Annotated in this window: 24 protein-coding genes; 14 read left to right on the forward strand and 10 right to left on the reverse strand. The window is 73.8% G+C overall.

The genetic code is table 11. The features are described 5' to 3' along the window. The first annotated feature begins 1 nt into the window (after position 1). Positions 2-523, forward strand: a complete 522-nt coding sequence (locus ACSBPG_RS15445; RefSeq protein ID WP_435538073.1) for a DUF2380 domain-containing protein — start codon at positions 2-4, stop codon at positions 521-523. Between the two features lie 162 nt (positions 524-685). Beyond that, positions 686-955, forward strand: a complete 270-nt coding sequence (locus ACSBPG_RS15450; RefSeq protein WP_435538074.1) for a DUF6455 family protein — start codon at positions 686-688, stop codon at positions 953-955. A gap of 49 nt (positions 956-1,004) precedes the next feature. Here ACSBPG_RS15450 and ACSBPG_RS15455 read toward each other — a convergent pair whose 3' ends face one another. The 4 genes from ACSBPG_RS15455 to ACSBPG_RS15470 all read right to left on the reverse strand — a co-directional run bounded on the left by ACSBPG_RS15455 (position 1,005) and on the right by ACSBPG_RS15470 (position 4,798). After that, complete coding sequence (locus ACSBPG_RS15455; RefSeq protein ID WP_435538075.1) at positions 1,005-1,598, reverse strand: PQQ-dependent catabolism-associated CXXCW motif protein; 594 nt, start codon at positions 1,596-1,598, stop codon at positions 1,005-1,007. A gap of 4 nt (positions 1,599-1,602) precedes the next feature. Then, a complete protein-coding gene (locus ACSBPG_RS15460; protein ID WP_435538076.1) occupies positions 1,603-2,460 on the reverse strand; it encodes a substrate-binding domain-containing protein in 858 nt (285 codons plus the stop codon). After that, positions 2,457-2,915 carry a c-type cytochrome gene (locus ACSBPG_RS15465; RefSeq protein ID WP_435538077.1) on the reverse strand — a complete coding sequence of 153 codons (459 nt, stop codon included), beginning with the start codon at positions 2,913-2,915 and terminating at the stop codon, positions 2,457-2,459. Before ACSBPG_RS15465 ends, ACSBPG_RS15460 begins: the two co-directional genes overlap by 4 nt. Positions 2,916-2,998: 83 nt before the next feature. Continuing rightward, positions 2,999-4,798 carry a methanol/ethanol family PQQ-dependent dehydrogenase gene (locus ACSBPG_RS15470; protein ID WP_435538078.1) on the reverse strand — a complete coding sequence of 600 codons (1,800 nt, stop codon included), beginning with the start codon at positions 4,796-4,798 and terminating at the stop codon, positions 2,999-3,001. Between the two features lie 263 nt (positions 4,799-5,061). Here ACSBPG_RS15470 and ACSBPG_RS15475 point away from each other — a divergent pair, with 263 nt between their 5' ends. The 6 genes from ACSBPG_RS15475 to ACSBPG_RS15500 all read left to right on the forward strand — a co-directional run bounded on the left by ACSBPG_RS15475 (position 5,062) and on the right by ACSBPG_RS15500 (position 9,421). Beyond that, complete coding sequence (locus ACSBPG_RS15475; protein ID WP_435538079.1) at positions 5,062-6,009, forward strand: quinoprotein relay system zinc metallohydrolase 2; 948 nt, start codon at positions 5,062-5,064, stop codon at positions 6,007-6,009. A gap of 58 nt (positions 6,010-6,067) precedes the next feature. Continuing rightward, positions 6,068-6,889: a quinoprotein dehydrogenase-associated SoxYZ-like carrier gene (locus ACSBPG_RS15480; protein ID WP_435538080.1), complete on the forward strand. Its 822-nt coding sequence runs from the start codon at positions 6,068-6,070 to the stop codon at positions 6,887-6,889. 96 nt (positions 6,890-6,985) lie between these two features. After that, positions 6,986-7,297 carry a hypothetical protein gene (locus ACSBPG_RS15485; RefSeq protein ID WP_435538081.1) on the forward strand — a complete coding sequence of 104 codons (312 nt, stop codon included), beginning with the start codon at positions 6,986-6,988 and terminating at the stop codon, positions 7,295-7,297. A gap of 32 nt (positions 7,298-7,329) precedes the next feature. Further along, entirely contained in the window at positions 7,330-7,875 is a 546-nt protein-coding gene (locus tag ACSBPG_RS15490) for an SRPBCC family protein (protein WP_435538082.1), read from the forward strand. Position 7,876: 1 nt separating this feature from the next. After that, positions 7,877-8,842, forward strand: a complete 966-nt coding sequence (locus tag ACSBPG_RS15495) for a YncE family protein (RefSeq protein WP_435538083.1) — start codon at positions 7,877-7,879, stop codon at positions 8,840-8,842. Between the two features lie 99 nt (positions 8,843-8,941). Then, positions 8,942-9,421: an SRPBCC family protein gene (locus ACSBPG_RS15500; RefSeq protein ID WP_435538084.1), complete on the forward strand. Its 480-nt coding sequence runs from the start codon at positions 8,942-8,944 to the stop codon at positions 9,419-9,421. Between the two features lie 41 nt (positions 9,422-9,462). Here ACSBPG_RS15500 and ACSBPG_RS15505 read toward each other — a convergent pair whose 3' ends face one another. The 6 genes from ACSBPG_RS15505 to ACSBPG_RS15530 all read right to left on the reverse strand — a co-directional run bounded on the left by ACSBPG_RS15505 (position 9,463) and on the right by ACSBPG_RS15530 (position 18,253). Beyond that, positions 9,463-12,174 carry a NahK/ErcS family hybrid sensor histidine kinase/response regulator gene (locus ACSBPG_RS15505; RefSeq protein ID WP_435538085.1) on the reverse strand — a complete coding sequence of 904 codons (2,712 nt, stop codon included), beginning with the start codon at positions 12,172-12,174 and terminating at the stop codon, positions 9,463-9,465. Continuing rightward, a complete protein-coding gene (locus ACSBPG_RS15510) occupies positions 12,137-13,333 on the reverse strand; it encodes an FIST N-terminal domain-containing protein (RefSeq protein ID WP_435538086.1) in 1,197 nt (398 codons plus the stop codon). The genes ACSBPG_RS15505 and ACSBPG_RS15510 overlap by 38 nt, the downstream gene beginning before the upstream one ends. A 223-nt stretch (positions 13,334-13,556) precedes the next feature. Beyond that, a complete protein-coding gene (locus tag ACSBPG_RS15515; RefSeq protein WP_435538087.1) occupies positions 13,557-14,378 on the reverse strand; it encodes a formylmethanofuran dehydrogenase subunit C in 822 nt (273 codons plus the stop codon). Beyond that, positions 14,375-15,271: a formylmethanofuran--tetrahydromethanopterin N-formyltransferase gene (gene fhcD / locus ACSBPG_RS15520; protein WP_435538088.1), complete on the reverse strand. Its 897-nt coding sequence runs from the start codon at positions 15,269-15,271 to the stop codon at positions 14,375-14,377. Before fhcD ends, ACSBPG_RS15515 begins: the two co-directional genes overlap by 4 nt. Continuing rightward, complete coding sequence (locus ACSBPG_RS15525; RefSeq protein ID WP_435538089.1) at positions 15,268-16,992, reverse strand: formylmethanofuran dehydrogenase subunit A; 1,725 nt, start codon at positions 16,990-16,992, stop codon at positions 15,268-15,270. The genes fhcD and ACSBPG_RS15525 overlap by 4 nt, the downstream gene beginning before the upstream one ends. Further along, positions 16,982-18,253, reverse strand: coding sequence for a formylmethanofuran dehydrogenase (locus ACSBPG_RS15530; protein ID WP_435538090.1), 1,272 nt, complete (start codon positions 18,251-18,253; stop codon positions 16,982-16,984). The genes ACSBPG_RS15525 and ACSBPG_RS15530 overlap by 11 nt, the downstream gene beginning before the upstream one ends. 214 nt (positions 18,254-18,467) lie before the next feature. Here ACSBPG_RS15530 and ACSBPG_RS15535 point away from each other — a divergent pair, with 214 nt between their 5' ends. Genes ACSBPG_RS15535 through ACSBPG_RS15560 form a run of 6 tightly spaced genes read left to right on the forward strand, consistent with a single transcriptional unit; the run spans position 18,468 to position 24,414 of the window. Continuing rightward, positions 18,468-19,511: a beta-ribofuranosylaminobenzene 5'-phosphate synthase family protein gene (locus ACSBPG_RS15535; RefSeq protein WP_435538091.1), complete on the forward strand. Its 1,044-nt coding sequence runs from the start codon at positions 18,468-18,470 to the stop codon at positions 19,509-19,511. 33 nt (positions 19,512-19,544) lie between these two features. Next, complete coding sequence (locus ACSBPG_RS15540) at positions 19,545-20,432, forward strand: NAD(P)-dependent methylenetetrahydromethanopterin dehydrogenase (RefSeq protein WP_435538092.1); 888 nt, start codon at positions 19,545-19,547, stop codon at positions 20,430-20,432. After that, on the forward strand, positions 20,410-21,582 hold the full coding sequence (locus tag ACSBPG_RS15545) for an ATP-grasp domain-containing protein (RefSeq protein ID WP_435538093.1): 1,173 nt from the start codon (positions 20,410-20,412) through the stop codon (positions 21,580-21,582). The genes ACSBPG_RS15540 and ACSBPG_RS15545 overlap by 23 nt, the downstream gene beginning before the upstream one ends. Continuing rightward, positions 21,560-22,558, forward strand: a complete 999-nt coding sequence (gene mch / locus ACSBPG_RS15550) for a methenyltetrahydromethanopterin cyclohydrolase (protein WP_435538094.1) — start codon at positions 21,560-21,562, stop codon at positions 22,556-22,558. Before ACSBPG_RS15545 ends, mch begins: the two co-directional genes overlap by 23 nt. Continuing rightward, positions 22,551-23,447: an ATP-grasp domain-containing protein gene (locus ACSBPG_RS15555; protein ID WP_435538095.1), complete on the forward strand. Its 897-nt coding sequence runs from the start codon at positions 22,551-22,553 to the stop codon at positions 23,445-23,447. Before mch ends, ACSBPG_RS15555 begins: the two co-directional genes overlap by 8 nt. Then, positions 23,431-24,414: a triphosphoribosyl-dephospho-CoA synthase gene (locus ACSBPG_RS15560; RefSeq protein WP_435538096.1), complete on the forward strand. Its 984-nt coding sequence runs from the start codon at positions 23,431-23,433 to the stop codon at positions 24,412-24,414. The genes ACSBPG_RS15555 and ACSBPG_RS15560 overlap by 17 nt, the downstream gene beginning before the upstream one ends. The last annotated feature ends 94 nt before the right edge of the window (positions 24,415-24,508 follow it).

Below are 24,508 nucleotides of genomic sequence, written 5' to 3' on the forward strand. Positions count from 1 at the left end.
GGTGACGGTGCGGGGAGCCGCCGGCGCGCTGGCGGCCCTGGTGCTGTTCGCGGCACCCGCCGCGGGATGGGCGGCGGACCCGAGGACCCTGGTGGTCTTCGACGTCGAGGTGGAGGGCGACCTGACCGACGCCAGCCGCCGGCCGGAATGGACGGCGCGCGCCGCGCGCCTGACCGAGCATCTGAAGACGGCGCTGGCGGGACCGGACCTCTACCGGGTGGTCGACGACGACGACGCCGCCGACCTGCTGGCCGACCTGCGCACCCGGCGGGGCGTGCACGCCTGCGGACCCTGCCTCACCGAGGTGGCGGAACGCCTGGATGCGGAACGCATCCTGTCGGCCTGGGTCTTCCGCATGAGCAATCTCATCCTCACCCTGACCGTCGAGCTGCGCGACGGCCGCAGCGGCGAGCCGCTGGCCCGCAAGGTGCTCGACTTCCGCGGCGACAACGACCGCGCCTGGCTGAAGGCCGGCGACTACTTCGTGCGCTGGCTGCGCGAGGACGCGCCGGAGTTGCGCTGAGCAGGTCCGCCCTTGCGGAGGAGTTCGGCCATCCTGCTTGGGGCGCGACGCTCGGCCGCACCCCGCGGGCCGGACGCGGGCGCCGCCTTGACCAGGATCAAACCGGCGCGGCCCGTTTCATGGCAGTGTGACGGCATGGCCGCCACACCGAAGGAAACGGACATGTTCGAATGGATGGAAGCGCGGGCGCAGCTGATCGCCGCCATGGCGCGGCGCCTGGAGGTCGACGTCCCCGCGGCGTGCGCCAACGGCGGCGCCGAACGCTACGGGTCGATGGCGCGCACCTGCATGGTCTGCCGCGACGTCGAGGCGTGCCGCGCCTGGCTGGGCCGCGGGGTGGTCGACGAGGCCTACCGCCACTTCTGCCCCAACGCCGATCGCTTCGACCTGCTGCGCACCTACGCCGACCGCGAGCCGCGCACCGCCGCCTGATCCCGGGCCGCCTGATCCCGGGCGGCCGCCGCGCTCGTATGATGTCCCCTCACCGCACCTCCTCCGGCCGCACCGCCGGCACGGCGGGTTCGGTGGGGAGGCCGGCGGCGCTCCAGCCGTCGGTGCCGGCGGGGAACCAGCGCACGTCGGCGAATCCCCATTCGACGAGGCGTTTGGCGGCGTTCCACGACAGCCAGCAGTTCGCCAGGCAATAGGCCACCAGGGTCCGCCCGGCGTGCGGCGCCAGGGCGGCGCGGAAGCGCGCCTCCCGCACCTCGGACAGGGCGGGCAGGCCGAGATCGGGCAGCCACAGGCTGCCGGGAATGTCGCGGCGTTCGGGCGGCAGCCACAGCGCGTCGGCGCGCAGGGTGGCGGGACGGGGCGGCGTCGGCAGCACGTCGACCGGCAGCGCGCCGCTTTCGAGCAGAGCCTGCAAGTCCCCGATGCCGACGGTCCGCGCCCCTGCCGGCGCCTCGTCGCCCGTCTCGGCGCGGAAGTCCCGCACGCGGTAGCCGGCGCCGTCGAACAGCGGGGCTTCGGCGGCGGCGACGGCACCGGGACCGGCGAGGGCGAGCAGAACGAGGATGGCCCGGAGCGCGGTGCCGGGGCGGCCGCGGCGGGGCTCCGGAAGGGCCGCCGGCATGTCCCTAATGCGCCGCCGCGCCGATCTGCGCGTGCTCGTCGAGCACCGGCACGTCGTACTCCTCCAGGAGCGCGGCGATGCGCGGGCGCAGCGTGTCGAGCACTTGGTTCAGCCGGTGCTTCCAGTCGAGCTGGCCGTGGCGCACGCCCAGGGTCACCCGGTAGTCCAGGCGCACGCTCTCGCCCTCCCCGGTCAGCGGCACCACCGTCATCGGCGCGCCCTGGCGGGCGGCGAAGTAGCCGCCGATCGGCCCCCACACCACGGCGGCGTCCAGCTTGCCGGCGGCCAGGTCGGCGATCATGGTCCGCCCCGGCGCGTCGTAGCGGGTGTCCACCAGCAGATGGTAGGGGCGCACCTCGGCGAGCCGGCCGAGCATCGCCAGACGGCTGGCCGGCGGCGTCCCGGCGATGACGCCGATCCGCCGCCCGGCCAGCTGCGGATCACCGAGCGTGCGCGCGGTCAGCCCGGAATCGGCGCGGTAGACCAGCACGTAGACCGAGCGGTAGTAGGGATTGGTGTTGAGCACCAGTTCGGACGTGGTGGTGATTCCCAGCACCACGTCGCAGCGCAGGGCCGCCAGGGTGTTGCGCACGAAGCCGATGGTCTGCGGCGACCAGTGGTAGGTCACCGGCAGACCGAGCTCGGCACCGATCATCTCCGCCAGCTTGTTCTCGAAGCCCTGTCCGGCGGCGTTGGAGAAGGGCAGGTTGTCGGGATCGGCGCACACCCGCAGCGCGTCCCGCTCGCGCACCTCGGGCGCCGCGGCGGTGGCGGCACCCGCCAGGGCGGACACCAGGGCGAACGCCAGGGCCGCGGCCGCCAGCAGCGTGCGCGGCGCGGCGATGCCCGGCCCGGCGGTCATTTCTGCGCCATCCGTTCCGGGCGGCCGCGGCCGATGGCGCCGTCGGAACGCGCCTTCAGGTAGGCGTAGATGTCCTGGATGTGGTCCATGACGTTGGGATCATGGGCGAAGGAGGGCATCACGCTCTCGCTGCTCGCCGAGACGTTCTGGCGTCCGCTGGCGACGATGCCGATGAACTCCTCGAACGACAGCCGCTTCAGGGATTCGGTGAGGTTCGGGGCGAAGCTGCCGCCGAGCCCGTCCGGCCCGTGGCAGGTGTGGCAGATGCTGTGGTAGCGGCGGAATCCGTTGTAGGTTCCCTTGTCGACCTTGCCGTCGACGACGGTGTACGGCTTGTCGCCCTCCGTGGTCCTGGCCTGGGCTTCGCTCTGGGCCCGCGCCGGCGCTGACAGGGTCAGGGCCGCCGCGCAGAAGAGGGCCGCCGCGACGACCGGGATGGAGGGGTGGCACTTCATGGACATGCTTCCTCGTGGATGGCATCGGACGGAGATGCGCCCCGGCCTCCCGCGGGGGAGGCCGGGGCAAGGCCGGTGAGGGGTTAGGGAAGCGTGAACACCGTCAGGGTGCCGCCGAGCTGCGTGTAGCTGGAGAGCTGCTTGTAGGCGCCCACCGCGCCGAGGCCGGCGGTGTCCTCGCTGAGGCCTGCGGCCATGCCGATGCCGGCCCAGCCGCCGACGCCGGACAGCACGGCGACGTACTGCTTGCCGCCGTGGGTGTAGGTGTTGATGTTGCCGATGATGCCCGACGGGGTCTTGAAGCGGTACAGCTCCTTGCCGGTCTGGGCGTCGACCGCCTTCAGGTAGCCCTCGAGCGTGCCGTAGAAGACGACGTCGCCGGCCGTGGCGAGCGCGCCGCTCCACACCGAGAACGGCTCGGGGATCGACCACTTGATCTTGCCCTCGGAGGCGTCCCAGGCGATGAAGTTGCCGAGATGGGTGCCGCCCGGCGCCGGGTACATGCTCAGGGTCGCGCCGACGTAGGGCTGGCCGGCGACGTAGGAGACCTGGAACGGCTCGTAGTCCATGCAGACGTGGTTGGTCGGCACGTAGAACAGCTTGGTCTTCGGCGAGAAGGACGAGGGCTGCTGGTCCTTGGAGCCGAGGGCCGCCGGGCAGATGCCCTTGGAGTTGACGTCCTCGCCGTTCTGATGGGTGCTGTACTGCGCCACCACCTGCGGCCGGCCGGTCTGCATGTCGACGTGGGTCGCCCAGTTCACCGCCGGATCGTACTTCTCGGCCACCAGCAGCGTGCCGTTGGTGCGGTCCATGGTGTAGGCGAAGCCGTTGCGGTCGAAGTGGACCAGCGCCTTGGTCGGCTTGCCCTTGACGTCGATGTCGGCGAGAATCATCTCGTTGACGCCGTCGTAGTCCCACTCGTCGTGGGGCGTCATCTGGTAGACCCACTTGGTCATACCGGTGTCGGCGTCACGGGCGAAGATGGTCATCGACCAGCGGTTGTCGCCGGGCCGCTGCACCGGGTTCCAGGTCGACGGGTTGCCGCTGCCGTAATAGACCAGGTTCAGCGCCGGGTCGTAGGTGAACCAGCCCCAGGTGGTGCCGCCGCCGATCTTCCACTGGTCGCCTTCCCAGGTGGCGGTGCCGCTGTCCTTGCCGACCGGCTTGCCGAGGTGGGTGGTCTTCTCCGGGTCCATCAGCGTGTCGCTGTCGGGGCCCATGGAGTAGCCGCGCCACACCTGCTTGCCGGTCTTGACGTCGTAGGCGGTGAGGTGGCCGCGCACGCCGAACTCGCCGCCGGAGGTGCCGACGTACACCTTGTCCTTGACGACCAGCGGTGCGGCGGTCAGCGTCTCGCCCTTGCTCGGATCGCCGTTGACGGCCGACCACACCTTCTTGCCGGTCTTGGCGTCCAGCGCCACCAGGGTGGTGTCCGCCTGGGTCAGGAAGATCTTGCCGTCACCGTAGGCGACGCCGCGGTTGACGGTGTCGCAGCACATCACCGGGATGACGTTGGGATCCTGCTTGGGCTCGTACTTCCAGATGATCCGCCCGTGGTCCTTCAGGTCGAGGGCGTAGACGATGTTGGGGAACGGCGTGCTGAAGTACATCACGTCGCCGACCACCAGCGGCCCGCCCTCGTGGCCGCGCAGCACGCCGGTGGAGAAGGTCCAGTCGACCCTCAGGTTCTTGACGTTGTCCTTGGTGATCTGGTCGAGCGCGCTGTAACGGTGGCCGGAATAGTTGCCGAGCGGCATGACCCACTGGTTCGGGTCCTGCTGGAGCTTCATCAGCTCCTCGTTGGCAAGGGCTTGGCCACCGGCAACCGCCATGACCCCGCCGACGACGCCGGCGAGCAGGGTGCCCTTGAGCGTACCTGTCATCTGGTTTCCTCCCGCATGTTCGTTCAGCACTCGGACGACGAAGGGCACACGGCACAGGCGTGCCGCTGCCGCGCTCCTCTGAGGCGCGCCTCGCAGACGAAGCGGAGATTGCGCAGGCCAAACGAGCGAAGTCCCAGGGAAGTGACGGTGAGAGACTCGCGCGGCCCTTCATTGCACCAACAGCATACGGAGCTGTACCGTCGTTTCAAATTGTACCTTCGTCCAATGGTTTGGCGAACGTGCATTGCGATAGATTTAATACCATGGAATCGCTGTTCTCTTCGCCCGCCCGCCGCCGCGCCGCCGCCGGGGCGGCCGCCATCTGGCTGTTCGCCGCCGCCGCGGCGGCGGGGGACGGGCCGGTGCCCCTGCCGGTCGAGGAGGTGGCGCCGGGGGTCTACGTCCACCACGGCGTCCACGAGGAGAGCGCGCCGGCGAATCAGGGAATGATCGCCAACGTCGGCTTCATCGTCGGCGAGGCGGCGGTGGCGGTGATCGACACCGGCGGCACGGCCGCGGGCGGGCGACGGCTGCGCGCCGCCGTGCGGACGGTCACCGACCGGCCGGTCCGCTACGTCGTCAACACCCACGTCCATCCCGACCACATCTTCGGCAACGCCGCCTTCGCCGATGACGGCGCGACCTTCGTCGGCCACCGCGCCCTGCCGTCGGCCCTGGCGCGCCGCGGCGCGTACTACCGCGACGGGCTGGAGCGCGCCTTCGGCGCCGACGCCGGCGCCGTGGTGCCGCCGACCCTGCTGGTCGAGGACCGGCTCGACCTCGATCTCGGCGGGCGGGTGCTGACCCTGCGCGCCCACCGCACGGCGCACACCGACAACGACCTGTCGGTGTTCGACCAGGCGACCGGCACGCTGTGGGCGTCCGACCTCGTCTTCATGGAGCGGGTGCCGGTGATCGACGGCAGCGTGCTGGGCTGGCTGGCCGAGCTGGACGCCCTCGCCGCCCTGCCCGCCCGCCGCGTCGTGCCCGGCCACGGCCCGGTCTCGGCCGCCTGGCCCGAGGCCCTGGCCGCCCAGCGCCGCTATCTGGAGACGCTGGTGGAGGAGATCCGCGCCGTGCAGAAGGCCGGCGGCACCATCGAGCAGGCGACCGCCACGGTGGGGCGCGGCGAGGCCGGACGCTGGGCGCTGTTCGACCAGTACCACCGCCGCAACGTGACCGCCGCCTTCGTCGAGCTGGAGTGGGAGTGACCAAGGGCGCCGCGCTCCCGGCCGGGACCGCGGCGCCGCGACCGAAGGAGGACCTGCCATGACACGCCGCCACGCCGTCGCCGCATCGCTGCTTGCCGTGTTCGTCGTCGTCGCCTCGACCGTCCCGGGGCCCGTCCGGGCCGACGAGGCCGGCCGCTGGGCGGAGATCCGCCAGGCGCTGTTCGGCACCCGCCCCATCGAGCCGGCCGGCGACCGGCTGGTGCTGGAGGCGCCGGCCCGCGCCGAGGACGCCGCGGTGGTCCCCGTGTCCTTCGCCGCGCGGACGCCGCCCAGCAGCCCCGAGGGCGTGAAAAGCGTCCACCTCATCGTCGACAACAACCCCGCCCCGCTCGCCGCGGTGTTCCAGTTCCCGCCGGGCGGCGCCGATCCCGCCATCGCCACCCGCATCCGGGTGAACGAGTACACGCCGGTCCGCGTCGTCGCCGAGACGGTGGACGGCCGCCTGCTGATGACGGAGCGCTTCGTCAAGGCGTCGGGCGGCTGCTCGGCCCCCGCCGGCAAGGACCAGACGGCGGCGCTGGCCCGGCTCGGCCGGATGAAGCTGAACGGCGCCGAGGGGGCGGTGCCCGGCAAGCCGGCGACCGTGCAACTCCTGGTCAGCCATCCCAACAACTCCGGCCTGCAGTTCGACCAGATCGCCCGCACCTACGTGCCGCCCCACTACGTCACCGAGGTGGCGGTGGCGCACGCCGGGACGCCGCTGTTCTCCGTCGCCTCCGACATCTCCATCAGCGAGGATCCGAGCTTCCACTTCACCTTCGTGCCGGAGCGGCCGGGCGACCTGACCGTGCGCGTCGTCGACTCCAAGGACGGGGTCTACGAGATGGCCTGGCCGGTCGGCACCGGCTCCGGCGGCTGAGCATTGGACCAAAGTCGCGTTGCGCCGGGCGTCTCGAAGCCGACACACTCCAACACCAAAAATGGACCGAAAGAAAAGCGGCGGGAGGGCAAGTCGATGGATGGTCTTACCCAAGACCCTGCGATCGCGCAGATGCTGGCGTCGCCGATCGGCGGCGCCCGGGACATCGGCCTGCGGGAGATCCTGGAGCGCCACCTCGGCGCCTGGATCCGCGTGAACCTGTCGGACATGGGCCAGCTCCGCCACGCCGCCATCGTCGGCGCGGGGCGGGATTGCTTCACCGTGTTCGACGGGGAGCGCAAGTACGTCCTGTCCTACGCCTCGGTCCTGGCGGTGTCGGAAACCGTCGAGGCCGACGACGTGGTGGTCGTCGTCAGCCCGCTCGCCGTCACCCGCCGCTCCATCTGATCCCGACCGAACAAAGACGAGGAATCCGACCCATGAATGGACTGGGGCCGCTGCTGGCCGCCGCCACCGCCGTGGCCGTCGCCGTGACGCCGCTCGCGGCCGACGCCCACGGGCCGACGCGCCAGAAGCTGACCAAGACGGTCGCCGTCGCCGCACCGCCGGACAAGGTGTGGGCGCTGATCGGCGACTTCGGCGACATGCAGCGCTGGCATCCCGTCGTCGAGAAGACCGAGGCGACGGACGGCAACAATCCCGGCTCGGTGCGGGTCCTCACCCTCAAGGGCGGGCCGACGATCACCGAGAAGCTGGAGAAGTACGAACCCGAGAAGATGACGTATTTCTACCGCATCACCGACGTGAACATCGATGTGCTGCCGGTGACCAACTACTCGTCCTGGCTGTCGGTGCGCCCGGGCGACGGCGGCGGCTCGGTGGTCGAATGGAAGGGCGCCTTCTACCGCGGCTATCCCAACAACGACCCGCCGGAGAAGTACAGCGACGAGGCCGCGCGCAACGCCGTCGCCGGCGTCTACGAGGCGGGGCTGGCCAACGTCAAGGCTCTGGCGGAAGGCAAGTAGGGTGCTCCGCGCCGCCTCCGCCGCCTCCGTCGTCGCCGCCATCGCCGCCGCCGCCGCGTTGCTCCACGGCGCGCCGCCGGCGCGGGCCCAGATGGCGTGGATCACCAACCAGGCCGCGAACTCGGTGTCGGTGCTGGACACCGCGGCGCAGGCCGTGGTGGCGTCGGTGGCGGTGACCGGGGCCCCGGCCGGCGTGGCCGCCGGCCCCGGCGGCCGCCACGTCTACGTCACCGGCCCGGAGGACCACAGCGTCCAGCGCATCGACGTGGCCGCCGGCGCCGTCGATCTCCGCCGCACCGTCGGCGACGGGCCGCTGGGCATCGCCGTGGCCGGCGACGGCTCCCGTGTCTTCGTCGCCGACTGGTACGGCGACCGCCTGTTCGTCCTCGACGCCGGCACCCTGGCCACGCTGGCCGAGGTGCCCGTCGGCGCGGCGCCGTCCGGAGTCGCCGTCGCCTCCCGGCGCGGCCTGGTGCTGGTCGCCAACCGCGACGACGACACCGTGTCGGTGGTGGACGGCGACCGCGTCACGGCCACCCTGAAGGTCGGCGAGCACCCGTTCGGCATCGCCGTCGACGCCGGCGAACGCCGCGCCTACGTCGCCAACGTCGGGAGCAACGACGTCAGCGTGCTCGACCTCGACGCGATGGCCGTGGCGGGCACGGTGCCCGTGGGCTCCATGCCCTACGTCGTCGCCGTCACCCCCGACGACCGGCTGGCCTTCGTCACCAACCAGACCGACGGCGCGGTGTCGGTGATCGACACGACATCCCTGTCCGTGCGCGCCACCGTCCGCGTCGGCGAGTATCCCGAGGGCGTCGCCGCCCACCCCGACGGCCGCCGGGTCTTCGTCGCCAACTGGTTCAGCAACAGCGTCAGCGTCATCGACACGGCCACCCTGACGGTGGTCGCCACCATACCCACCGGCGACGGCAGCCGCGCCTTCGGCCGCTTCATCGGGCCGTAGCGCCCGGCCCGCGAAAAAATCTCCGTCGGCGGTGTCGGCATCGCCGCCGCCCGTCCGTCCTTGGGTCGAACCGCCACCATCCCGGGAAGGAGACGACCGATGACCGCCCCCGCCGACGACCGCACCCTGGTGCTCACCCGCCTCATCGACGCGCCCCGCGCGGCGCTGTACCGCGCCTGGACGGAGCCGGCACTGCTCAAGCAATGGTTCACGCCGCGGCCCTGGACGACGCCGGAGGTGGAGGTCGACGTCCGGCCGGGCGGCGCCAGCCGGATCGTCATGCGCGGTCCCGACGGCGAGGAGCAGACGGTGCGCGGCGTCTATCTCGAGACCGTCGAGAACGAGCGCCTCGTCTTCACCGACGCCTTCACCGAGGCGTGGCGGCCGTCGGACAAGCCCTTCATGACGGCGGTGATCACCTTCGCCGACGAGGCGGGCGGGACGCGCTACACCGCCACCGTCCACCACTGGACGGCCGCGGACCGCGAGGCGCACGAGCGCATGGGCTTCCACGAGGGCTGGGGACAGTGCGCCGACCAATTGGCGGCGCTGGCCAAGTCCCTGCCCGGGAGCGCCTGAGCCGGCCCCCGCCCTCCCCTGCGTCAGCGGGGGAGGGCCGCCTACACCCCCCGCCGGCTCAGCAGGTGGGCCACCGTCGCCCGCAGGCGGGCCGGCTTGACCGGCTTGGACAGGAGCTGGTGCCCCTGCTCCTTGACGGCGGCCTGCATCTCCGGGGTGCGGTCGGCGGTGATGACGACCGCCGGCACGTAGCGGCCGCAATGCTCGCGGATGGTGCGGATCGCGTCGAGGCCGGTGCGTCCCTCGTGCAGGTGGAAGTCGGCGACGATCAGGTCCAGCGCGTCGCGCCGCGGGCCGATGGCCGCCTTGGCCTCCTCCTCCGTCTCGACCGTCAGCACGCGGCAGCCCCATTCCTGGAGCAGCGAGGCCATGCTGGTCAGGGTCGCCGGCTCGTTGTCGATCACCAGCAGGGTCGCCCCGGCGACGGTCCCCGGCGCCTTGGCCGGACAGGGGACATGGTCGGGCTCGATGAAGGCGCGGTCGCCGTAGGGAACCCGCACCGCGAACATCGAGCCGCGGCCGCAGGCGGACCGGACGAGGATCGGATGGCCGAGGCGCCGGGCGATGCGTTCGACGATGGCGAGCCCCAGGCCGGCGCCGCGGCTCAGCTTGTCGCTGCTCCCCTTGAGGCGGCGGAACTCCTGGAACACCTCTTCGAGCTTGTCCGGCGGGATGCCCACGCCGGTGTCCCACACGCCGATGCGCAGCCCGTCGGCCCCGCGCCGGCAGCCCAGCACGATGCGCCCCGACGGCGTGTAGCGGATGGCGTTGGTGAGGAAGTTGCGCAGGATGCGGCCGAGCAGGGCGGCGTCGCTGCGCACCACGGCGCCGCACGGGTGCACCCGCAGGGCCAGCCCGCGCTCGGCCGCCAGCGGCTGGAACTCGGTCGCCAGGTGGCGCAGCAGCGTGTCGATCTCGAAATGGGTGACGCAGGTGGGCAGCACCCCGGCGTCGAGCTTGGAGAGGTCGAGCAGCGTGGTCAGCATCTCGTCGACCGCTTCCAGCGACTGCGTCAGGTTGTCGACCAGCTCCATGTTGCGCTGGCCGAGCCGCCGCTCGGCCAGGGCGGCGGCGAAGACGCGGGCGGCGTTGAGGGGCTGCAGCAGGTCGTGGCTCGCCGCCGCCAGGAACTTCGTCTTCGACAGGTTGGCCCGTTCGGCCTCGGCCTTGGCCAGGCGCAGCGCCGCCTCGACCGCCGAGCGCTCCGCCACCTCCTCGCGGAGCTGGCTGTTGAGGGTGGTCAGCGCGCGCGTCCGTTCCTCGACCCGCCGCTCCAGGGTGCGGTTCGCCTCCTCGAGCTGGGAGGCCGTGCGCTTGCGCTCGGTGATGTCCTGGATCAGCGCGAAGAAGCCCTGCACGGTGCCGTCGGCGGCGCGGTGTGGCACGAAGATGGCGTGGGCGTAGGTGGGATTCTCGTCGTCGCCGCGGTCGGAGACGAAGTCGAACTCCTGCGGCTCGCCCTGCAGCACCCGCTCGACCCGCGGCTGGCGGAGCCCGTACTGCTCGGCGTCCAGCACCTCGGCCATGCGGCGGCCGTCGATCTCGCTGCGCGGGCGGCCGTACCACGCCTCGTAGGCCTTGTTGGTGAAGCGGTAGCGCTCGTCGGTGTCGACGTAGGCGATCAGCGCCGGCATGGCGTCGGTCACCAGGCGGATGCGGCGCTCGCTGTCGCGCAGCGCCTCCTCCGAATGGCGGTGGTCGGTGATGTCGGTGTAGGTGGTGACGAAGCCGCCGCCCGGCATCGGGTTGCTGCGCACCTCCAGCGCCCGGCCGTCGGGGCAGGCGATCTCCAGCGAGCGCGGCGGGAAATGGCGGGCCGCCTTGAGGTGGCGCTCCAGCTCGCGCGGCTCGATGGCGTCGTCGGTGAACTGCCGGCGGACGGGCGGCAGGTGCAGGAACTCCTCCAGCGCCGCGCCGGTGTGCAGGTGCTCCTCGGGGATGCCCAGCAGCTCGGCCATCCGGTTGTTCCACGCCACCAGTTCCAGGTTGCGGTCGAACACCGAGACCGCCTGGGACAGGTTGTCCAGGGTCGCCTGCAGCAGGGTCGACTTGGCCGCCAGCTCGCGCTCGCGGCGGCGGCGCTCCAGCGCCTTGATGGAGGTGACGTCGCTGTAGATGCCGACCGAGCCGCCCTCGCGGGTCTGCCGCTCGCTGATGCGCAGCCACAGGCCGTTGGACAGCTCCAGCACGTGGGCGGTGGCGCGGTAGCGGTTGCGGGCGCGCCGGGCCAGCCAGCGCCGCGCCTCCTTGTCGTTGCGCACCAGCCCGCTGTCGATGGCCTGGGAGATCAGCCGGGCGAAGGGCTGGCCGGGGCGCAGCAGCTCGCCCATGCCGCGCCAGAGCTCGCGGAACTTGGCGTTGAAGACGACGATGCGGTCGTCGACGTCGCACAGCACGAAGCCGTCGGAGATCGCCTCCAGCGCGTCGTTCAGGCGGTTCTGCGCGGTCTCCAGCTCCCGCTTGGCCGCCTGCAGGTCGCGGATCGAGGCGGCGTAGTCGTGCAGCACCGCCTCCAGCGCCCGCGTGCGCTCGCGCACCTGCTGCTCCAGCAGGGTCGCCGTCTGGAACAGGGCGAAGGCGCTGCCCTGCAGTTCCATGTTGCGCTCGACCCGGTCCATCAGCGCCGTGTTGACCCGGTTCAGGCGCTCGATCTCGCTTTCCAGGGCGGCGATGCGCTCGGCCGCGGCCCCGTCGACGCGCCGGTCGCCGCCCGGGCTAGGCCGGTCGGTCCGCGCCAGGATCGAACTGGGCAATCGCCACCCCCGTGAATGTCTGGTTGATATGCATCGATCTGAACTGCTCGCCGTAGGTGCAGAATCCCACGACGTTGTTCTCGGCGAGGATTCGCCCGGCCCGGGCGGTGAGGTGCTTCTGCTGGAGCTCGAGATAGCGCAGGATGCACTCGCAGCCGATGACGAGCTGGAGCGTGCCGAGCCGCTGGCGCAGGTCGGCGAGGCGGCGCTCCAAATCCTCGATGATGCCGATGTTCTGGCCGAGCCGCAGGACCAGCCCCTCGTCGATGGCGCACATGAAGGTGAGGCTGCCGTCGGGGTTGACCTGCTGGATCGAGCGCACGTAGTTGCCGCCGCCCGAACGCACCAGGAGCGGGTTGGCGGCGAACACCGCCGGCGTCAGGTCCTCCGGGCCGATCCCGGTGAGGCGGGCGTACTCCGCCGCCGCCGGCCGGCCGTTGATGCCATGGACGATGCGCCGGTCGGGCGCCGCCGCGGTCACCACCAGCCGCTTGTCGGACCCGACGAAGTGCTCGGTCTTGAACACCTCGAAGGGGTGGTGCGTGGCGACCAGGATCAGCACCGCGCTCTTGTCGTGGAAGCGGTCGCCGTGCAGCACCCAGCTGTTCTCGAAGGCGAGGTCGTCGCCGGCCGAGCCGCCCACCAGCGGGATGTGGGCGAGCACGCTCTGCAGCGAGCTGACCACCGTCTCCTCGCAGCAGGACAGCCCGTCGATCAGCAGCATGGCGAAGATCTGCACCGGCCGGTGCGCCGCCTGGGTGCGCGCCGACAGCTCGTCGAGCGCGTCGTCCACCAGCTTCTGCCCGCGTTCGATGCCGAAGGTGTGGAGGTTGTCGATGCGCCGGGTCACCGCGAAGAAGTCGGGACCGCCCAGGCTGATGCCGAGGATGGAGTTGGCGGCGTAGCCGTCCGGCGTGATCTCCCGCGTCGTCGTGCAGCCGGCGATCTCCGCCCCGGGCCATTGCGCCCGCAGCGCCGGCCCCAGCCGCGAGCGGTCGAAGGCGGCCGAGCAGAAGAAAAGGAACAGGGACGGGTCCGCCTGGTCGAGACCGGCGGCGAGATCCTCGACCGCCCCGGCCGGGTCGGCACGATGGGTCACCGCCAGCCGGACGCATCCCGTCCGGGCGCGCGCGTGCAGCGTGGCGCCGGAACCTTCCATGACTTTCCCCCCTCGGTGCGCCGCCGCTTCCGACCCCTTGTCGCAGGGCTTGTCTCCGGACGGCAGGACGCTTTCCTATACGGATAATATGATTGCCGCACGGCCCCGGTGCAATAGGGCAGAGCCGTGACAAGCGGGGTCACGCCACCATCGCGCGTGGCATGCCGGGGCGCCGGGCGCCCCGCTCCGCGCCGCCGCCCGGCGAGGTGGCCGACGAAGCGGTCTACGCCCGCCCCGCCACCAACACCTCCCCGCTCCCGCCGGTTCCGGTGCAGCCGACGAAGCGGTCGAGCGCCCGCCCGTCGGCCGCCAGGTCCGCCGCGGCCGGGCTGATCGGCCGGAGGTGCCGGTTCAGCAGCCGCAGGTAACCCAGCTCGTGGCGCCCGGCCGGCACCAGGGTCGGCGGCAGGGCGGCCGGCGGACGTCCCAGCAGCAGGGTGCCGCGCCGCATGCCGAGCCCCGCGTGCGGGCCGACGTCCCGCACCACCACCAGGGTGCCGGCGATCATGCGCGACCCGGCCCCCGGCCCGGCGGCGCCCTCCACCACGATCAGGCCACGCTTCATGCGGTCGCCCAGCCGCTCGCCGGCGCTGCCGCGCACGATCAGGGTGCCGCCGGCCATGCCGTGGGTGGCGCCCGGCCGGCCGGCCCCGGCGAAAGGCCCGACGTCGCCCGCCACCTCCAGCCGGCCGCCGCGCATCTCGGCCCCGGCCCGCGGACCGGCGGCGCCGAGGATGAGCAGTTCGCCGCCCGTCATGGCGCACCCGGCGGCGCCGCCGGCGTCGCCCTCGACGACGATCCGGCCGCCGCCCATGCCGGCGCCGATGAAGTCCAGCCGGTCGCAGGGCCCGCGCAGCACGAGGCTCTCGCCCGGCTCCCCGTCGATGGCGAACAGCTCGCCGAGCGGCCGCCGCTCCAGGCCGAGCGTCAGCGGCAGGGCGGCCAGCTCGGCGACGGTCAGCCCGGCGACGCGCTCGGGGACCAGCGGCGAGACGTCGATGCGGTGCAGCGGCCGCTCCCGCAGGGTGAGGGTCAGGCCGGTCATGCCAGCAGCTCCCGCAGGTGGAAGTGGAACTGGCCGAGCTTGCCGCCGTAGTTGCCGGCGCCGATGCGCAGCACCCCGCTCTCCCGCCCGCCCGCGCAGGCGGCCAGCACGCCGGCCCGCATCGCCGCCGCCACGGCGTCGGCGCTCAGCCCGTCGATGACGATCTCCATCACCGCCGCCGCCGCCTCGGGAAGCTGGCTGTCGGTCTGCCCCCGCAGGGTCGGGCACCAGGCGTCGTTGGTCGAGGCCATCAGCGCCTTGTAACGGCTGCCCACCTTGGAGCCGGAGCGCACCACGCCGCCGGGGAACGGCATCACCACGTCGGGGACGGCGCACATCGCCGCCACCGCCCGCTCCGCCGCCGCCAGCGCCGACGGGCGGTCTGCCGCGGCGATCAGGATGTTGCCGCCGCCCACCGCCGCGGCGATGCCGGTGCGGTCCTCGACCACGAACTCGCCGTCCATCACCGGGATGCGCCAGTAGCGCCGCTCGCCGATCCGCTTGGCGGTCTGGAAGCCGTCGCCGAAATAGCGCAGGGCCCGCCCCAGCGGCACCTGCTCCGGCGCCTCCAGCCCGGCGAAGCAGGCGGTGGTCGGGCAGGTCAGGATGCTCTGGCCGACCCGCAGGGCGAGCGCCTTGGTCAGGTCCTTGGGCGAGATGGCGAACAGCAGGATGGCGGCGCCCGGCCTTCCGTCCGGCGTCTCGTGGCCGTCCAGCCGCCGTTCGATGCCGGCCTCGCAGCCGCAGCCGATGACGGAGGTGGCGAAGCCGGTCATGCTGCGGGCGGCGTGCTCCACCCACTCCGTGCGGTCGGCGGTGACGACGATGCGCGTCGCCACCATGCCGAACGCCTCGGCGAAGCTGTCGTCGATGTCGATGCCGGCGATCTTCACGATCCGCCCTCCCGGCGGCAGGGATGGGCGACGACCGAGCCGCGGCCGTCGGCGAACTCGTCGTCGGCGATGCGCAGGCTGTCCAGGCGCAGGCCCAGCTTGTCCTCGGCGTGGTCGGCGATGGTGCGCTCGATGGCGGGGTCCCACTCCGGGCGCACCACGTGGGTGTCGCCCCAGGTCACCTCGACGACCCGCCCCTGGCGGGCGATCAGCCGGCCGCCCTTGAAGACCAGGTCGGGCGTCCCGAACATGCGCTCGCGGTCGGCGTCCTCGGTGTAGACGACGACGTCGGCCACCGCGCCGGGCCCGAGATGGCCGCGGTCCTCCAGGCCGAGGATGCGGGCCGGCGCCGCCCGGGTCATGATGGCGATCTCGCACAGGGAGTACTCGCGGCGGATCGACCCGAGGTTGGACGCCGCGGCCGCCGCGGGATGGATGGTCGCCAGCTTCTCCTCGCGGAAGGAGCGGTCCATCAGCAGGCGGATGAGGTGCGGATAGCTGGTGAAGGGGGCGCCGTTGGGATGGTCGGTGGTGAGGAACACCCGCCAGGGGTCCTCGATCAGCAGGAACAGCTCCAGCCCGATCGCCCACTGCAGGGCGTTGACGAAGTTCTGGTCGCGGTAGCGGAACGGCACCAGGCCGCAGCCGCCGTCGCACTCGATGTCCATGCACACCCATTTCGGCGGGTCGGCGAGGCCGGAATTGCGGTACTGGGACATGGTGTCGCCGGACGCCGTCACGGTCTGGCCGAACAGGATCTGCCCGACGTCCACCGAGAGGGTCGGCGTGCGGTTCACCACCTCGGCCAGCCGCGCCGCGGCCGACGAGAAGCGGCGGTCGCCCTCGCGGCCGTAGCTGTGGAACTGCACGTGGGTGAGATGGAGCGGCAGCCCCTCCGCCGCCTCGATGGTGGCGAGCGTCGTCTCGATGTTGCCGGGCAGCCCGAGGTCGTTGCAGTGGACGTGCAGCGGGTGCGGCACGCCGAGCGCGCGCACCGCCCCGGCGAGGCGGCGCAGGATGGTGCGCGGCGTCAGGCCGCTGTGCGGGCTCTCCTCGTCGAGGCCGAGGTGGCGGGCGTTGTGCTTGAAGGCGTAGATGCCGCCGGGGTTGACCACCTTGACGCCGAGCGCGCGGGTCGCCCCCATGATCCAGGCGACGTAGTCCTCGACGGCGCTCTGCCCGCGGTCCTCTGCCATCAGGCGCAGCAGCAGGTCGTCGTTGCCGAGCATGACGTAGGCGCCCTTGTCGATGAGCGGCGTGTCGGTCAGCTCCATGTGGGCGTGGCGGGCGTTGGAGGCGACCATGGCCGGCTCGAACGCCGCGGTGTAGCCCATCTCGGCGTAGCGGTAGCCGGTGGTGAAGGTGGACGGCGTGACCAGCCCGCTGCCCGAGCGCCGGCCGTTCATCCCGCTGTCCGAGGAACCGTGATCCGCGGGGCGATGGTCCAGCGGCCCGTGCTCCAGCGCGCCGAAGCGGTGGTCGCGGTGGTCCTCGGCCATCAGGCTGCGGGCGATGTTGACCTTGCCGCCGCCGATGTGGCTGTGGATGTCGATGGCGCCGGCCATCACCACCTTGCCGGCGACGTCCACCACCTCGTCGGCCCGCCAGCCGCGGCCGGGGTCGGCGACGATGCGGCCGTCCTCCACGAACAGATCGCGGGTGGCGCCGGCGAAGCCGTTGGAAGGGTCGTAGACGCGCCCGCCGGCGAGCTTAATCCGCATGCCGCACCTCCGGCCCCTGCACGGCCGTCGCCAGTTCCATGAGAAGCGCCGCCGCCGACGGTCGCCCGCCGGGGGCCGGGGCGCGCAGACGCAGCGCCACCACGCCGTCGGTGCGGAACGCCCAGGCGTCGTGGTCGAGCCCGGGGCGGGCCGCCGCCAGCACCACCGCCGGGGTGCCGGCGAACGCCGTCCCCGGGGCGGCGACCGCGATCACCGGGACGCCGGGCGGAGCCGGCACCGGCGGGCCGCCGAGCGCCGCCGTCCACACCAGGAGATCGGCCTCGCCCGCCGCCAGCACCCGCCGCCAGCCATTGTGGTCCGGGTCGTAGAGCGGCCCGTCGGCGGTGAAGGCGCTGCGCAGGCCGCAGCCGCTCTGCCAGGTGGACACCTGGTGCGCCCCCACGAGATTGCCGGTGCCGCCGAGCGGCAGCCCGGCGCAGCGGGTGGTGCGGTTGACGTCGCGGATCAGTTCCACCAGCCCCTGCACGGCGAGTTCCGGCGCCGCGCCGGCGAAGGCGCCGGCGGCCCAGGCGACGACCCCGTAGCGGGCCGCCGTCAGCCGCGCCGCCAGCCGGTCGAGCGTGCCGCGCGGCACCCCGGCGACCACCTCGGCGCCGAGCCGCCGCCCCGCGCCGGCCGCGCGCAGCGCCGCCGCCAGGTCCGGCAGAGCGCCGAGGTCGGCCGGAATCACCTCCGGCGGCGCTCCGGTCCAGCCGGCGAGGTCGCGCCCCTCGGGCGTCCAGCCCAGGCAGACCAGGCCGCGCTCGGGCGGTGCGCGCAGCCGCTCCAGCAGGCGGGGGAAGCGGCGCACCGTGTCCGGCCCGACGAGCACCACCAGGTCGGCGCGGGTGCGCGCCTCGCCCAGGGTGACGCTCATGGCGCCGGTGTCCTGCAGCACCGAAAGGTTGCGGAAATGGCCGTCGGACTCGCCGTGGTCGACGACGCCGCCGGCGCGGTCGGCGAGCGCCAGCACCGCCTGCTGGGCGGCGACGTCGACGCCGAGGCCGGCGAACAGCGGCCGCCGGCTGCCGCGCAGCAGGGCGGCGGCGGCGGCGACCGCGTCGGCCTGCGTCGCCGCGGCGCCGCCGACGGCGCACGCCAGGTCGGACGACCAGCGCGCCAACCCCTCGGCGGCGACGGGGCAGCCGGCGGCGCCCGGCCACGGTCCGTCGGGGGTGGCGTCGACCGGCAGGTCGTCGCACAGCAGGCCGCAGAAGGGACAGGTCGCGGTGGCCCCGCGGAAGGCGATGTCGGAGTCCATCGGCGCGCTTCAGGCGAAGGCGGGCCGGCCGGTCGGGAATGTCTCGTTCCTGCGCATGCCTGTTCCCCCGGCTGAATCGTTCGGCTGAATCTTGTCCGTTACCATGCGCCTATTTTCGAACGTCAATCACCCTGATTCCATTGGACTTAAGTTGAATGGTTCGACTTGCCGTGCAGAGTTGACGCGGCAAAGGATGCGAGCGAGCATTTGCAGGATGTTCAGTCCGCCCGAGGGGATCACGGCGATGCACATGGTCCGGACGTCCCAGCCCGCGCCCGATCCGGCGCCGCTGACCGCCGTCACGGTGTTCGCCCCGGCGCGCCTGCATCTGGGCTTCCTCGATCTCGACGGCGCGCTGGGGCGGCGCTTCGGCAGCCTCGGCATCACCCTGGACGAGCTCGGCACCGAGGTGCGGCTGGCGGCCTCGCCGCGCCGCCGCGCCGAGGGTCCCGACGCCGAGCGCGCCTACGCCGCCTACACCGCCATGGCCCAGCGCCTCGGCCTGCCCGAGACGGCGGAGCTGACGGTGCGGCGCGCCGTGCCGGCCCACACCGGCCTCGGCTCCGGCACCCAGATCGCGCTGGCGGTGGGCGCCGCGGCGGCGCGCCTGGCCGGCGCCGACTGGCCGGCCCGCCGCATCGCCGCCGCGCTCGGGCGCGGCAAGCGGTCGGGCATCGGCATCGCCGCCTTCGCCGAGGGCGGCGTGCTGCTGGACGGCGGCTGCGGGCCCGACGGCGGCATCGCCCCCATCGTCGCGCGCATGGCGTTCCCCGTGGACTGGCGCATCGTGCTGGTGTTCGACCACGCCCGCCAGGGCGTCCACGGCTCGGCCGAGACCGCCGCCTTCCACCGGCTGCCCGACTTCCGCGCCGCCCCCGACCTGTGCCGGCTGATGCTGATGCAGGCGCTGCCGGCGCTCGCCGAGGGCGACCTCGACCGCTTCGCCGCCGCCGTCGGCACCCTGCAGCGGGCGATGGGCGAGCATTTCGCCGCCTGCCAGGGCGGCGTCTTCACCAGTCCCGACGTCGCCCGCGCGCTGGCCTGGTTCGAGGCGCGGGGGATCGCCGGCGTCGGCCAGTCCTCGTGGGGGCCCACCGGCTTCGCCCTGGTCGCCAGCGAGGCCGAGGCGCGGGCGCTGGCCGAGGCGGCGCGCACCGCCTTCGCCGACACGCCCGGGCTCGACTTCCGGATCGTCCGCGGCCGCAACCGGGGCGCCGCGATCACCCCCTCGACGATCCCCCCCTCGACGGGCGGCTGACCGCCGCCGGCCCCCGCTCTCTGGACACCCGCCATGACCAAACGCTCCCTGCTGCACGCCCTGACGCCGCTCGCCAACATGAGCCCGTTCGACGTCAACATGGCCCACGACGCCGGCTTCGACGCCGTGACGCCCTACACCGGGCTGCGCCTCGACGAGGTCACCGCCTTCACCCAGGACGTCATCTTCTCGCGCGCCCCCGACGACGGCCGGCGCACCGGCATCTTCGTCGGCGGCCGCGACGCCGGCCTCGCCGTCGACATGCTGGAGGCGGCGCGCGGCGCCATGCAGCCGCCCTTCGAGGTGTCGGTGTTCGCCGATCCCTCCGGCGCCTTCACCACCGCCGCCGCGATGGTCGCCGTGGTCGAGAAGCACCTCGGCGCCGGCGGTCTCGCCGGGCGGCGGGTCGCCGTGTTCGGGGCGACCGGCGTGGTCGGCGGCATCGCCGCGGTGATCGCCGCGCAGGCCGGGGCGGCGGTGACCCTGGTCGCCCACCGCCAGCCGAGCGGTCTGGAGGAGAAGGCCGCCGAGTTCGCGCGCCGCTTCGGCGTCACCCTGGCGGTGGCCGACGGGATCGACGACGACGACAAGATGGCGGTGCTGCGCGGCAGCGACGTCGCCCTGTGCGCCGCCAAGGCCGGCATGCAGGTGCTCGACCGCCGTCACCTCGCCGCCGCCCCGGACCTGCGCATCGCCGCCGACATCAACGCGGTGCCGCCGCTGGGGGTCGAGGGGGTGACCCTGTTCGACGACGGCGTCCCCATCGACGGCACGGCGGCGGTCGGCATCGGCGCGCTCGCCATCGGCAACGTCAAGTTCCAGGTCCAGCACGCCCTGTTCCAGCGGATGCTGGAGGCCGAGACTCGGCAGTACCTGTCCTTCGCCGAGGCCTTCGCCCATGCCCGGACCCTCACCCGCTGAGGCGGGGCCCCCCGGCGACGGCGGCCCGGTGATCGTCTGCGCCCTGGCCGGCCGGGCGCTGGCCGCCGCCGCGGTGCGCGCCGGCCGGCGGCCCATCGTCGTCGACGCCTTCGCCGACGCGGACACCCGTGCGCTCGCGGCGGACTGCCGGCGCGTCGCCTTCACCGGCCGCGCCCTGGCGCGGGCGGCGGCCCGCCTGCCGCCGGACGTGCCCGTCGTCTACGGCAGCGGCTTCGAGGGCCGGCCGGAGAGGCTCGCGTCGCTGGCCGCCGGCCGGCCGCTCGCCGGCAACCCGCCGGATCTGGTGCGGGCGGTGCGGCGGCCGGAAACCCTCTTCCCCACCCTCGCCCGCCTCGGCATCGCCCACCCGGAGACCCGGCGGACGCCGCCGCGCGACCGGCGCGGCTGGCTGGTCAAGCGGCCGGGCGGCAGCGGCGGCCTGCACGTGCGGCCGGCCGCGCCCGAGGGCGGCGACGTCTGCTACCAGCGGCGCATGCCGGGCCGGCCGCTGTCGGTGCAGCTGCTGGCGGACGACGGCGGGGTGCGGGTGCTCGCCGCGACCCTCGGCTGGTGCGCCCCGGCCCCCGGCCTGCCCTACCGCTTCGGCGGCCTCGCCGGGCCGGTGGCGGCGCCGGCCGGGGTGGCCGAGGCCGCCGCCGCCGCGGTCGGCGCCTTCGGGCTGCGCGGCCTGTGCAGCGTCGACTTCATAGCGACCGACGAGGCGGCATGGCTGCTGGAGATCAACCCGCGCCCCGGCGCCTCGCTCGACGTGCTGGCCGACGATCCCCTCCTCTTCGCCCGCCATCTCGCCGCCTTCGGCCTGGCCCCCGATCCCGGCCCGCTGCCGGAGCGGCGGGGTGCGCGCGCCGTCGCCGTCCTCTACGCCCGCACCGCCCTGGCCGTGCCGCCCTGGTTCGCCTGGCCGGCCTGGAGCGCCGACCGGCCCTGCGCCCGCCCGTCGCACCAGGGCGGCACGGTTCCCGCCGGCGCGCCGTTGTGCACGGTGGTGGCCGAGGCCGCCGACGCCGCCGATGCGGCGCGGCGGGCGCGCCGCCGCGCCGCCCGCCTGCTGTCCACCTTGGAGGCGGCCGCCCCGTGCCGGCCGCCCTCCCGACCGGAAGGGTGCCATGACCGACACCGCCTCTCCTGACGCCGCGCCCGGCCGGCCCAGCGTCTCCCGCCTCGCCGCGCCGCTGGTGGCCGAACTGGTGGACGGCGCCGACGCGCTGCGCCTCGGCGTCGGCCGCTGCCGCTCCGGCGCCACCATCGTCGACGGCGGCATCGCCGTGCGCGGCGGCATCGAGGCCGGGCGGCGCATCGCCGAGATCTGCCTGGGCGGCCTGGGCCGGGTCGCGGTGGTGCCGTCCGCCGGCCCCACGCCCTTCGCGCTCGCCGTCACCGCGAGCGACCCGGTGCTGGCCTGCCTGGGCAGCCAGTACGCCGGGCTGTCGCTGTCCCACGGCACCGGGGAGGCGGCCTGGGGCGCCCTCGGCTCCGGGCCCGGACGGGCGCTGGCGGCGCGCGAGGAGCTGTTCGCCGAGCTGGGCTACCATGACCGCGCCGACCGCGCCGTCCTCGTGCTGGAGACCGACCGGCCGCCGCCGGCCGAGCTGTGCCTCGAGGTCGCCGGCATGTGCGGCGTGACGCCCGACGCCCTGACCTTCGTGCTGACGCCGACCCAGAGCCTCGCCGGCACCGTCCAGGTGGTGGCGCGGGTGCTGGAGGTGGCGCTGCACAAGGCGCACACCCTGCACTTCCCGCTGGAGCGCATCGTCGACGGCGCCGCCAGCGCGCCGCTGCCGCCGCCGGGGGCGGACTTCCTGCAGGCGATGGGCCGCACCAACGACGCCATCCTCTACGGCGGCTCGGTCCACCTCTTCGTCGACGGCCCGGAGGACGAGGCGCGGGCCCTCGCCGAGGGCCTGCCGAGCGCCGCCTCGCGCGACTTCGGCCGCCCCTTCGCCGAGCTGTTCGCCGCCGTCAACTACGACTTCTACGCCATCGACGGCCACCTCTTCAGCCCGGCGGCGGCGGCGGTGACGGCGCTCGCCAGCGGCCGCACCTTCCGCACCGGCGCCCTGCGCCCCGACCTGGTGGCGCGGTCGTTCGGGCTGGGCGATGGCTGATCGGGTCGTCCTGTTCGCCGAATCCGGCGATTCCTGGCACGTCGGCCGCCTCGTCCGCGCCTTCCGCGCGGCGGCGGTGGAGCCGCTGGTGGTGTCGCTGCAGACGGTCGACGTCGTCGTGGCGCCCGGCTCCTGGGGCCTGCGCATCCCCGGCCTCGCCGGCGGCCCGCCGGACGCCGCCCTGGTGCGCACCGTCGCCGGCGGCGGCTTCGAGCCGGTGACCTTGCGCCTCGACGTGCTGCACGCGCTGGGCCACCTCGGGGTGCCGGTGGTCAACGAGGCCCGCGCCATCGAGCGCTGCGTCGACAAGGCGATGACCAGCTTCCTGCTGCACCGCGCCGGCATCCCCACCCCCGAGACCTGGGCGACCGCCGACCCCGAGCGGGCGGCGGCGGCCCTGCGCCGCGCCCTCGACGACGGCGGCGCCCTGGTGCAGAAGCCGCTGTTCGGCTCGCAGGGGCGCGACGTGCGCCGCCTCGACCGCGGCGACGCCCTGGTCGCCACGGACGGGGTCTACTACCTGCAGCGCTTCGTCGCCGGCGCCGAGGGCGGTCCCTACCGCGACTGGCGGGTGTTCGTGATCGGCGGCCGCGCCGTCGCGTCCATGGCGAGGATCGCCGGGGACTGGGTGACCAACGTCCACCGCGGCGCCCGCTGCGAGGCGGTGCGCGGCGACCGCGAGCTGGAGGCGATGGCCGAGGCGGCGGCGGCGGCGGTCGGCGCCGAGGTCGCCGGGGTCGACCTGATCCGCGACGCCTCCGGCGCGCTCGCCGTGCTGGAGGTCAACAGCATGCCGGCCTGGCAGGGGCTGCAGAGCGTGGCCGGGGTCGACATCGCCGCCCTGGTGGTCGAGCACGTGCTGGGGCGCATCCATGCCGCCGCCCCGTGAGGAGCTTGAGGAGGCGGTGCGGGACGCCTGCCTGGACGAGCTGGCGGCGCTGAAGCCCGGCAACGTGCACCGCCACGCCGCCGGCGTCGGGGCGCTGCTGGCCGACTTCGCCACCAGCGCGGCGGTCGCCGCAACGGCTCTGTGCGCCGGCCCGCCCGGCGTCGGCGCCCGCATCCTGCGCGCCGTCGCGGCGACCCGCGCCGCCGTCGGCCACAACACCAACCTCGGCATCGTCCTGCTGGCGGCGCCGCTGGTGGAGGCGGCGGTGGAGATGGTCGCGGCGGCCCCCCACCCAACCCTCCCCCACTGCGCGGGGGAGGGCTTTTCTCCTCCCCCCGCGCAGTGGGGGGAGGCCGGGAGGGGGGTCCGACGCGACCACCCTCTGCGCGCCGCCCTCGCCCGCACCCTCGCCGCGCTGACCGTCGAGGACGCGGCGCTCGCCTTCCGCGCCATCGTGCTGGCGGCACCCGCCGGCCTCGGCGCGGCGGCCGAGCACGACGTGCGCAGCGCGCCGACGGTCACGCTCCTGGAGGCGATGCGCGCCGCCGCCCCGCGCGACCGCGTCGCCCGCCAGTACGCCGACGGCTACGCCGACGTCTTCGACCTCGGCCGCCGCCGCCTGGCCGAGGCGCTGGACCGCGGCGTGCCGGCGGAGTGGGCGACCACCGCGGCCTATCTCGCCTTCCTCGCCAGCGCCCCCGACAGCCACATCGCCCGCAAGCACGGCGACGCCGCGGCGCGCGCGGTCCAGGACGAGGCGGCGGCGATCGACGCCGCGGTGGCCGCCGCCGCCGGCGATCCCCGCACCCGGGAGGAGGCGCTGCGCCGCTTCGACGCGCGCCTGCGCCGCGACGGCCTCAATCCCGGCACCAGCGCCGATCTCACCGTCGCCAGCCTGCTCGTGCACCGCCTCGTCGGCGGCAAACGTCGCGGTTTGGACTTTAGTCCAATTACATCGGCCCATTGACATGGGGTAAGGTTCGTCCTGCCCAATACTGAAGTTGCGAACGATTTCCGCAAGTCGGTCCAGGCATCTATTTCACGAGACCACCTCTGACCTG

This window comes from Azospirillum sp. ST 5-10 (assembly GCF_051225715.1).
Taxonomy (GTDB): domain Bacteria; phylum Pseudomonadota; class Alphaproteobacteria; order Azospirillales; family Azospirillaceae; genus Azospirillum.